General features: G+C 65.1%; 8 protein-coding genes, 1 tRNA gene and 1 pseudogene. 4 read left to right on the top strand and 6 right to left on the bottom strand.

The window, feature by feature from the left end:
* Positions 1–118, top strand: a pseudogene (locus EOA32_RS40145) (phosphonate metabolism protein/1,5-bisphosphokinase (PRPP-forming) PhnN); the annotation flags it as partial.
* 131 nt (positions 119–249) lie between these two features.
* On the opposite strand, the gene EOA32_RS26595 reads toward EOA32_RS40145, so the two are convergent.
* The 3 genes from EOA32_RS26595 to EOA32_RS26605 all read right to left on the bottom strand — a co-directional run bounded on the left by EOA32_RS26595 (position 250) and on the right by EOA32_RS26605 (position 3,891).
* The gene (locus tag EOA32_RS26595) at positions 250–1,245 is read right to left on the bottom strand and encodes an ABC transporter permease (RefSeq protein WP_067323934.1); all 996 of its coding nucleotides are present in this window, start codon (positions 1,243–1,245) and stop codon (positions 250–252) included.
* Entirely contained in the window at positions 1,242–2,807 is a 1,566-nt protein-coding gene (locus EOA32_RS26600; RefSeq protein ID WP_128373293.1) for a sugar ABC transporter ATP-binding protein, read from the bottom strand. Before EOA32_RS26600 ends, EOA32_RS26595 begins: the two co-directional genes overlap by 4 nt.
* Positions 2,808–2,928: 121 nt before the next feature.
* Positions 2,929–3,891, bottom strand: coding sequence for a sugar-binding protein (locus EOA32_RS26605; RefSeq protein ID WP_095776910.1), 963 nt, complete (start codon positions 3,889–3,891; stop codon positions 2,929–2,931).
* A 541-nt stretch (positions 3,892–4,432) separates the two neighbouring features.
* Between EOA32_RS26605 and EOA32_RS26610 the strand changes: the two genes are divergently transcribed.
* The 3 genes from EOA32_RS26610 (at position 4,433) to EOA32_RS26620 (ending at position 7,977) form a co-directional block, all read left to right on the top strand.
* Positions 4,433–5,548, top strand: coding sequence for a LacI family DNA-binding transcriptional regulator (locus EOA32_RS26610; RefSeq protein ID WP_179294447.1), 1,116 nt, complete (start codon positions 4,433–4,435; stop codon positions 5,546–5,548).
* Positions 5,549–5,571: 23 nt separating this feature from the next.
* Positions 5,572–6,720, top strand: coding sequence for a nitronate monooxygenase (locus EOA32_RS26615; protein WP_128373294.1), 1,149 nt, complete (start codon positions 5,572–5,574; stop codon positions 6,718–6,720).
* A 456-nt stretch (positions 6,721–7,176) separates the two neighbouring features.
* Positions 7,177–7,977 carry a class I SAM-dependent methyltransferase gene (locus tag EOA32_RS26620; RefSeq protein ID WP_128373292.1) on the top strand — a complete coding sequence of 267 codons (801 nt, stop codon included), beginning with the start codon at positions 7,177–7,179 and terminating at the stop codon, positions 7,975–7,977.
* A gap of 91 nt (positions 7,978–8,068) precedes the next feature.
* Here EOA32_RS26620 and EOA32_RS26625 read toward each other — a convergent pair.
* The 3 genes from EOA32_RS26625 to EOA32_RS26640 all read right to left on the bottom strand — a co-directional run.
* Positions 8,069–8,145: transfer RNA gene (locus EOA32_RS26625), tRNA-Arg, on the bottom strand.
* A 221-nt stretch (positions 8,146–8,366) separates the two neighbouring features.
* Complete coding sequence (locus EOA32_RS26630; RefSeq protein WP_128373295.1) at positions 8,367–9,293, bottom strand: DUF1003 domain-containing protein; 927 nt, start codon at positions 9,291–9,293, stop codon at positions 8,367–8,369.
* 523 nt (positions 9,294–9,816) lie between these two features.
* Positions 9,817–10,449 (bottom strand): D-alanyl-D-alanine carboxypeptidase family protein (locus EOA32_RS26640; protein WP_145971359.1); only part of this gene is annotated, 633 nt, incomplete at its 5' end.

The following is a 10,449-nucleotide window of genomic DNA, read 5'->3' on the forward strand; positions in this document are numbered from 1 at the left end:
TTCCGGACCGGACGTCACCTCCATCGACAACAGCGGCGCCAGGGAGATCGCCGGCGAGCGCTTCGCCGACGTGCTGCGCAAGGCGATGGCGTTCTCGGACCTTTCGGACATGATCTGACGGGGTGATGCCGGCTTGCGAGTGGGAGGTTGAGCCGAGACTTGTTGATGTCGGCGCCAACGTCCAAAAAATGTGTGCAGCACGCGAAGTTGAAATTTGCGCCGCTGCCTGCCGAGATCGGACGAGGGAAGCTACTCCGCCGGCGCGCCGGCGACATTCCGGCGCGACGCCTCCATCATCCGGCGCCGGGCGCGGAACACGCCCCACTGCTGGTCGACCAGCACGCCGATCAGGATGACGCCGCCCATCACCGCGAAGTTCAGGGAGGACGGGATGCCGAGCAGATTGACGAGGTTTTGCAGTTCCTGCAGCAGCACGGTGCCGAGGATGACGCCTACCAGCGAGCCCTCGCCGCCGCGCAGCGAGAAGCCGCCAAGCACCGCCGCGGCGATGGCGTAGAGCTCATAGAACTGGCCGTGACTCGCCGGCGAGATCGAGCGCGTGTACATGGCGAAGTAGATCGCCGACAGCGCCGTCAGCACACCGCAGATCACGTATGCCGCGATCACCACGCGCCCGGTGCGAATGCCCGAATACTTCGCCGCTTCCTCATTCTTGCCGATGGCATAGAGATAGCGCCCGAACACCGAGCGGTGCAGCACCACCCACATGACGATGGCGATCACGATCAGCGCGATGAAGGAATTCGGCAACCCGCCGGAGCGGCCGGCGGTCAGGAATTCGAGATCCGGGAAATTCTGGCCGAAAGCGAAGCCCGCCGTGCCGTCGGCGGTGTAGAAACGGGCGACGCCGCGGTAGATCAGCAGGCCGCAAAGCGTCACCACGAAAGGCTGCATCTTGAGCCGCGTGATCAGCCAGCCATGCACGAAGCCGATGATGGCGCCGAGCACGATGATCAGCACGAAGGCCAACGGCCAGTCCATCTCGCGCACGGCGATGAAGTCGATGAACAGCGTGCCGAGCAGCGCGATCAGCGAACCGACCGAAAGCTCGATGCCGCCGGTGATAATGACGAAGGCCTGGCCGATCGAAAGGATGCCGAACAGCGCGACCAGGTTTGAGGTGTTGGCGAGATTGATCGTCGACAGGAAGCGCGGATTTATAGCCGTGACCACCGCGCCGACCACCAGGATCAGGACCAGCAGGCCGAGGTCTTTCTTGCTCATTGCGCTCCTCCCGCGGCTTGCGCCAGCTTCGGCTTCTTGCCCACCGCCAGCAACAGCACGTTCTCCTGGCTGAAATCGTCCCGGTCGAGAATGCCGGAGATCTGCCCCTCATGCATGACCGCGATGCGGTCCGAGACGCCGATCACCTCTTCCATGTCGCTGGAGATCATCAGCACCGCTACGCCGGCATCGGCCAGCGCCCGCATCAGCGCGTAGATCTCGGCCTTGGCGCCGATATCGATGCCGCGCGTCGGCTCGTCGAGGATCATCACCTTGGGGTTCATCGCCAGCCATTTGGCCAGAACCACCTTCTGCTGGTTGCCGCCGGACAGCGTGCCGGTGCGGGTCAGGACCGACGGCGCCTTGATGCCGAGATCCTTCTTCTGCTTCTCGGCGGTGGCGAGTTCCGCGCTGGTCGACACCAGCGAGCGCTTCGCATGCGCCGGCAGATTGGGCAGCGAAATGTTCTGCGCGATCGAGAGATCGAGCAGGATGCCGGTCAGCTTGCGGTCTTCGGGCACCAGGAAGATGCCGCTCGCCACCGCATCGGCGGCCGATCCGACATTGAGCGCCTTGCCGTCCAGCGCGACACTGCCGCCGAGCCGCTCGTCGATGCCGAACAGGACGCGCGCGAGCTCCGTGCGGCCGGAGCCGACCAGCCCGGCAAGCCCAAGGATTTCGCCGCGCCGAAGCTCCAGGTCGACCGGGTGGTCGGGATAGGCGCTGGTGCGTACCGCTGTTGCCGAGAGCGCGACACCGCCCGGCGCGCGACCCGCCTCCGCGGCTTTCTCGCGCTCCTTAAGCATGCGCCCGATCATCAGCTTGACCATCTGGTCGTGATTGATGTCGCTCTTCGGCAGCGTGCCGGCCAGCATGCCGTCGCGCAGCACCACGACGCGGTCGGCGACGCGCTCGACCTCGTGCAGGCGGTGCGAGATGAAGATGACGCTGATGCCTTCCGCCCGCAGCCCCTTGATCACGTCGAGCAGCTTTTCGGTCTCGGCGATCGGCAGGCTGGAGGTCGGCTCGTCGAGGATCACCAGCCGCGCCTTGATCGACAGCGCCTTGGCGATCTCGACCATTTGCTGCTGCGCCAGCGACAGCGAGGCGACCGGCGCGTCGGCCGAGAAATTGGCGCCGACGCGTTTCAGGAGCGGCGCCACCATCTCGCGCAGTTTGGCGCGGTCGACCAGCTTCAGCGGCCCGGCCTTGAGCGGCTCGCGGCCGAAGAAGATGTTGGCGGCGACGTCGAGGTTTTCGAACAGGTTGAGCTCCTGATGCACGAAGGCGATGCCGGAGCCGATGCTGGCTTCCACGGTCAAGCCGTCATGCGCGACGCCGTCGACGGTGACGGTGCCGCTGTCCGGCCGCGTCACGCCGCCGAGGATCTTCATCAATGTCGATTTGCCGGCGCCGTTCTCGCCGACCAGCCCGATCACCTCGCCCGGCCTGACCTGCATCGAGAAGCCGTCCAGTGCCACGACGCCGGGATAGGTCTTGCGCACGGCCTCGAGGCTCAGGAACGGAGCGGATTGGACGATGGATGGGTCGGAATAATTCATCACGCCATTGTTCATCGCGCTTATCGGCAGCCGGTAGGCTGCAGACTGACGGGCCGCATGCGGCCCGTCAATACGGACGCCGGCTCAAGGCGAAGCTTGAGCCGGCGCAACTGTGCATCGATTACTTGCCGGCCATCGCCTTCAGGTTGGCGGCATAGGCGTCGACATCGTCCTTGCCGATGATCTTGGTCGGCACGATGATCAGGCCGTTGGCCGGAATGCCCGACTTGTCGCCCTTGAGGTAGGCGGCCATCAGCTTCATGCCCTGATAGGCCCATTCGAAGGGCTGCTGCACCACGGTCGCGGCAACCGTGCCTTCCTTGACGCCGCCCAGCGTGATCGGATCGTCGTCGAAGCCGACGACGGTGATCTGGCCGAGCTTGCCGGCGTCGCGAAGCGCCTCATAGATGCGCGGCGTATTGTAGGAGTAGAAGCCGACCATGCAGGTGATGTCGGGGCTGGCGACCAGCGCGTCCTCGACATTCTTCTTGGCCCGCGCCTGGTCGATGTCGTCGCCGCGCACGTCCACCAGCTCGATCTTGCTGCCGGCAAGCCCCTCCTTCATGCCCTCGATGCGCTCCTTGGCATTGTCGGCGCCGAGCAGGCCGACGAAGCCCAGGCACTTGCCGCCGTTCGGCATCGCCTTCTTGGCGATCTCGGCCGCCTGCTTGCCGGCATCGACGTTGGACGAGCCGATATAAGCGACGCGCTTGGTCTGCGGGGCGTCGCTATCGGTGGTGAACAGAGCGGTCTCGGACGCGATCTTGTTCAGCCCGTCGGTCGAGGTCTTGGGGTCGACTGCCGACACCATGATGCCCTTCACGCCGGCCGTCACTAGGTCGTCCATCAGGCGCTGCTGGATGGCGACCGACGACTGCTCGGGATATTTCAGCTCGAGATTGTAGTCGGGCAGTTCGCCCTGCGCCTTCTTCACGCCGGCTTCCGCGGCCTTCCAGAAGTCTGACGCGCCGTTGACGACAAAGGCCAGCGTCGGCTTGTCGTCGGCGCGCACGGCTGCGCTGGCCGTCAGGCCAATAGCCAAGGCCGCCGCGGCGACGGACGCGTTACGTATCATGGATTTCATGCTTCAACCTCCCTTTTGAAACTCATCGCTGCTGTCTCGGCTGCGGCCTGGACGCCCTCCTCCTCAAGGGTCTGGCACCTAAGTCCGGGGCCGATCCAGCCGCGACCGAAACACTAGACACAGATTTGACGTTCGTAAATAGTCCGATTTGTCTGACATTTTCGTGAGGACGAGGGCAGCCCTCTTCCGGCAAATTGCCGGGCAGCGAACCTGCGCTCCTCCCAGATGCCCTTCGCCGCAGCTTGCCCGGCGAAGCGTTGACAGTAGATCGCTTACCGATATTAGTAAATAGTATTAGTCGCGGGTCCCCGGCGCCCCCAGCCGCGGCGAATCGGTGCCCGCGGTGCACGCCGGTGGAAGCAGGATTTACGCTGGTGGGTCGGCACAACCTGTGAAAACTGACAGCTTTGCTGACCTTTTTGGCCATTTTGTCGCCGCGTGCCGTGGCTGGTGCCAACGCCCTTTTTAGTGATAATAGTTATAAGCATACCCGCTCGGTGGCGGGCTTTGCGGAACAGCCCGGCAGGTTTGGGAAAAGACCATGAGCGAACCGACGCAACTGCGCGATCCACGGGAAACGTCCAGACGCCGCAAGGCCTCGGCCAAGCCCAAGGGCCGGGTCACCATGACCGATATAGCGAGGGCCGCCGGCTGTTCGCAGGCGACGGTCTCTTTCGTGCTCAACAATTCGCCGGGCATCAGGCTGTCGCAGCAGACGCGCGACCGTGTGATCGAGGCAGCTAGAGCGCTGGGCTATTCGCCGCCGGTCTTTTCAGCTTTGCGTCCGCCCGTCACGCCCTTCGAAGGGCTGGATGGCGTCATCGGCTTTGCCGTCGATCAGCTCGCCACCAGCCCCGAGGCGGTTGTGGCCATCGAGGGCGCGCGGCAGGCCTCCTGGAATGCCGGCAACGTGCTCTTGGTGGCGCAGACCATGGGTGACGCCGTCATGGAGCCGCGTGCCATCCAGGCGCTCACCCGGCGCGGCCTCTCGGCGCTGATCTACATGACCATCTTCACCCGCGAGATCACCGCGCCCGAGTTCCTCTACAGCCTCGACATTCCGGTCATCCTGCTCAACTGCTACACCGCCGATTATGCCTTCCCGGCCGTGGTGCCTTCCGAGATCGCCGGCGGCCAGAGCTCCACCCGGCATCTGATCAGCCGCGGCCACCGCCGCATCGCAACCATCACCGGCGAGCCCTGGATGCAGGCGGCGCAGGATCGGCTGAAGGGCTATCGCCGCGCTTTGGCCACCGCCGACATCCCCTTCGATCCGGACCTGGTGGTGGAGGGCGACTGGTCGGCCAGCGCCGGTTATGCCGCGACGGTGAAGCTGCTTGCGCTGAAGGACCGCCCGACCGCCATCTTCTGCCAGAACGACCGCACGGCGATCGGCTGTTACGAGGCGCTGAAGGAGGCGGGCCTGCATATCCCCGGGGACATTTCCGTGATCGGCTATGACGACGAGGAGATCGCCCGTCACCTCTTCCCGCCGCTGACCACATCGATTCTTCCGCATCTGGCAATGGGCCAATGGGCGATCGAGCAATTGGAGACGCCGCCAACGCTAGGCCGCGGCCGCTATCCCATCACCAAGCTTGAATGCCCGCTGGTGGAGCGGGAAAGCGTGGGAGCGTGCCTCGCACAATTCCGGTGACCCCGCCCTGATCCGGGCCTATGATGGACTGCGCGTGTTCCTTTCCCGACACAGGAAAAACGCTCGTGTGGCCGAACCACCGTTTATGCGATCTCTTGAAGATCGAACATCCGATCATCCAGGCTCCGATGGCCGGCGCGGCGACTCCGGAACTCGCCGCCGCGGTGAGCAATGCCGGCGGGCTGGGATCGCTCGGCTGCGCATCGATGCTGCCGGACGGCTTGCGCACCGCTGCGCGCCAGCTGCGCGCCTCGACCGAGCGTCCCTTCAACCTCAATTTCTTTGTTTTTCCCAGACCAGACACCAGCGACGCCGTACTGACCCAGGTCATCGACAGGTTGCGGCCCTACTACAAGGAGCTGTCGCTCGACGAACCCTCGCGGAGGCTTCCGCCGATCGGACCGGGTTTTGACGATGAAAAGCTTGAATTGCTGCTCGAGATCCGGCCACCGGTCGTCAGCTTCCATTTCGGCATTCCGGACGCGGCCGCGGTCGCCAAGTTGAAGGAGGCCGGGATCGTGGTTATCAGCACCGCGACGAATGTCGCCGAAGCGCGCCAACTCGCCGACGGCGGAGCCGACGCGGTCATAGCTCAGGGCTGGGAGGCAGGCGGCCACCGGGGATCGCACGCTCCCAACCGTCCCGGTGACGGCGTGGGAACGTTGGCGCTGGTTCCCCAGGTCGTGGATGCCGTCAAGCTGCCGGTCATTGCCGCCGGAGGCATCGCCGACGGCCGCGGCATAGCGGCCGCCTTCGCGCTTGGTGCCAGCGGCGTGCAGATCGGCACCGGCTTCCTGTCTTGCGACGAGGCCGGCACGGACGGACCGCGCCGAGCCCTGATCCGCGCCGCCACGGACATGGACACCATGGTCACCGATGCCTTCACCGGCCGCGCGGCGCGGGCGAGACGCACCCGCTTCGCCTTGGAGATGGAGGTGAACCGGGCGCACCTCCCCGACTTCCCGCAAATGGTTGCGCTCAGCGCTCCGCTCGGCGAGGCCGGTGCAAAAGGAGATTTCGCCTTTCATCTCTATGGGCAGGCGGCCGCCTTGAACCGGGAGCTTCCTGCCGGCGAATTGATGCAGACGCTCGTGGCCGAAACCGGCGAGGTGTTCGAAGCGCTTTTCGACCGGCAAATCGACGCCTGCGTGAGCGAAGTCTCCGCTCGTTGACGTCCCGGACAAGTTGCAATCCGGACTGCGAAAAGATCGGCCGGCAGGCAGGCATGCCATCCGGTCGCGATCGATGATGCCGGCATTCGGCGGCAAGGGGCGACCGCCAGCTCGGCCAGTTTTGCCGCCATATGCGCACTGGTGATCTGCGGCTGCGAAACGCACATGGCGATCCGATCACGCCGCGGAACCGCGTCGGCATCCTCGCTTGCGGCGGCGAAAAGCCGGGCCATGACCGGATACGGCGGCGGAACAGGAAGGCCCTCCGCCAACGCGTTCATCTCGGCGATCCGGGCTCGGTCGGCGGCGATCTGGTCGCGATAGAACACTGGCGCTCGGCTTCGGCATCGTATGCTCCTGCCAACGCCCACCTGTGCGATCTCGGGACGAGGCTGGTTTCGTTGCTTGGCATGGTTCCCGCGTGGGTCTAGGCTGAAACCAGCAAGGGAGGACGGGATGACATCAAGCTTCACCGTTCACGCGGCATCGGGCTATGAGCAGCTCATGGGCCGCTGGAGCCGCAGGCTCGCGCCCAAGTTCATCGACTTCGTCGGCCTGGCCGGCGGCGAGAAGATCCTCGACGTCGGCTGCGGCACCGGCAGCCTGACCTTCGAACTGGCGAAGTGGCGCGATCTCGCCGAAATCCAGGCCATCGACTTCTCATCCGTCTTCGTCGCGGCGGCGAAGGAGAGGAACACCGATCCGCGCATCACTATTCAGCAGGCGGACGCCACGGCGCTGCCTTTCGAGGACAATGCGTTCGACCGTGCGCTGGCGCTGCTGGTGCTTCACTTCGTGCCGGAGACCGGCAAGGCGGTGGCCGAGATGCGCCGCGTAACGCGGCCGGGCGGCGTGGTCGCCGCCGTTGTGTGGGACCATCTTGGCGGCATGCCGGCCATGCGCATGATGATCGACACCGTGGCCGCGCTCAGCGAAAGCGGCCGCCAGTTGCGCAATCGCTACTGCTTCCAGCCGATGATGCAGCCCGGCGAAATGAAGCGGACCTTTGTCGAACAGGGCCTGGCCGACGTCACCGAAACCGAACTGATGATCCGCATGGATTACCAGAATTTCGACGACTACTGGGCGCCGATTGCCGCCGGCGAAGGCCCGCTCGGCAAATATATGACCACGCTCGACGCAGCCGAGCGGACCCGCACGGAGGCTGCAGTCCGCGATGCCTATGAGGCCGGTCGTGCCGACGGGCCGAGGTCTTTCGCCAACGTCGCCTGGGCCTGCCGCGGCATCGTGCCCTGACCTTCAGCGCGATCTGACTTGCGCGCGGACGGCGTCGCGGGAACTGCGGTCGCCTAGCCGGCCAGTGCCGGCAGCCTGCGGTGCCAATAGATGGCGCACCCGACAAGATTCGAACTTGTGACCTCTGCCTTCGGAGGGCAGCGCTCTATCCAGCTGAGCTACGGGTGCTTCCCGGGAAACCGGAAAACGCACCGGCCGGTGAACCGGCCAGCCACGGCTTCTTAGCGGAAGCCGCTCCGGGCTTCAACGGGCAATTGGAATGGCGGCGGCCTGATGGGTCGATTGTCTGACGGATAGGGTTGTCGGATACGGCGCTCCCCCTCTCCGTCTCGGCTTCGCCGAGCCACCTCTCCCCCACTTCGTGGGGGCGAGGAACCCAAGCCTTGATCTCACCCCTCCGCCTCGCTCTTCGCCACCCTCCGCTGCACCCCGCGCGTCGCCCGCTTCTGCTTCTTCGCGGTCAGCTCGTGCATGGCATCAAGCTGCATCTGCTGCATCTCGGCCAGCCGCTGCCATTGGCGTGAGATCAGGTAGTCGAGCTTTTCGTGCAGGTGCCGCACTTCGAGCTCGGCCTTGAGGTTCACCCGGTAGTCGTTGAAGGAGCGCAGCCGGTCCTTCGCCTCCTGCCGCTTCTGGCTCATCATGATGATCGGCGCCTGGATGGCGGCGATGCAGGATAGGAGCAGGTTGAGCAGGATGAATGGGTAGGGATCGAAGGCGGCGGCCGCGCCCTCGAAGAGGTTGAGGCCGATCCAGATCAGAAGCACCGCCGCGAACGAGATCAGGAACCACCAGCTGCCGCCGAAGGCCGCCATGTCGTCGGAGACGCGGTCGGCGAAGGAGCGGCGCTCCTCGAACTCTTCTTCCGAGTTTTCCGAGATCGTGTCCTGTCTGGCGATCGATTCCACCACCTGGCGGTCGAGCTCGGAGAATTCGCCATGCTCCTGCTGCAGCAATTCCTCCATGTAGCGCATGCGGTAGCGGGCGAGCTCCTCGCGGCTGATGCGGGCGCTGCGCGGCAGGTCGGGATGGTCGGAGCGGATGCGGTCGGCGAGGCTTGGCCTCAGGTCGTCGACGCGCACCAGGTCGCGCTTGCGGAACTTCCGGCCGCTGATCGCCGACGGTTTTTTCTTGGGCTTTGCGCGCGCCGCGCCGGGCAGGTGCGGTTCCGAATCCGGCACCTCCGGCGCTTCGAGGATTTCGTCCGCCGCCTCATGCTGATCTTCCGGCACGGTGGCCGCCTCGAGATATTCGCCGCCCGAGTCGTTTTCGGTGTCGGCTATTGTCTGCGCGGATGCCTTTGGGTCGCCGGCCATGCTCAGTGCTCCTCTTCTCGGGCTTCGATACGATACGCCGAGCCGGCGCGGCATATCCATCGCGACTGTGAAGCTGGTGTGACCGAACAAGTTGTTGTGATGGATGGATCTGCTTTCGGCGCGCAAAGACATAGATCCAATTCTGGGAAGATTCGGTTGAAAGGGCTTACTGAGCAACAACAAATCTCTCGGGACAGCGCCGCCCCTCATCCGCCTGCCGGCACCTTCTCCCTGTATAGACGGGGAGAAGGAGGCTGGGCGCAGGCTCGGCGCCTTCCTCTGCACCGCTGGCTATTGGCGAAACCGGCGATGAGAGCGCCCCTCTCCCCGTCACTTACGGGGAGAGGATGCCGGCAGGCAGGTGAGGGGCAGCGCCACCGGTCGAAAGCATTGGTCCTGCCTCGCTGGCGCCATGGTCGCCACCGCCTGGCCTGTCCTGGCCCTGTGGGGGTCCTGGCCAGTAAATTACATCAAAAGGTCAAGCCGGTCGCTTGAGCAGGCTGCCGCCGCCACCCGCACTTCGCTACTGCGCCGGCAAACCCGGCAGCGAGGACCCTTGCGCCGGCAAACCCGGAAGCGCCGAAGCGGCGGGCTGCTGGCCGGCATACATCAGCCGCGTCTGCGCATCGGCGCTCATCGGCGCCAAGCTGCGCTGGATCAGCGCCTCGACATGGTCGTTGCGCTGGCGCGCGCTTTGGGCGCCCATCACCACCACGATCAGATGCCTGCCGTCGGCATTGTAGGAGGTGACGATGTTGTAGCCGGAGGCGCGGATATAGCCGGTCTTGATGCCGTCGACGCCGCGCACCCGTCCCAGCATGTCGTTATGGCCGCGCACCAGCCGGCCGCGGAACATGAAGTCGCTTTCGGAGAAATAGTGGAAATGCTGCGGGAAGCGGCGCTGGAGCGCGATGCCCAGCACCGCCATGTCGCGCGCCGTCGTCACCTGGCCGTCGTCGGGCAGGCCGCAGGCGTTGCGGAAATTGGTGCTGGTCATGCCGAGCTGGCGCGCCTTGGCGGTCATCATGGCGGCGAACTGCTCCTCGCTGCCGCCGCCGAGATATTCGCCCACCGCCACCGCCACGTCGTTCGCCGACTTCACCACCATGGCGCGGATGGCGGAATCGATGTCGATCGTCTCGCCGCGCCTGAAACG

Source organism: Mesorhizobium sp. M1A.F.Ca.ET.072.01.1.1, assembly GCF_004023325.1.
Lineage (GTDB): Bacteria > Pseudomonadota > Alphaproteobacteria > Rhizobiales > Rhizobiaceae > Mesorhizobium.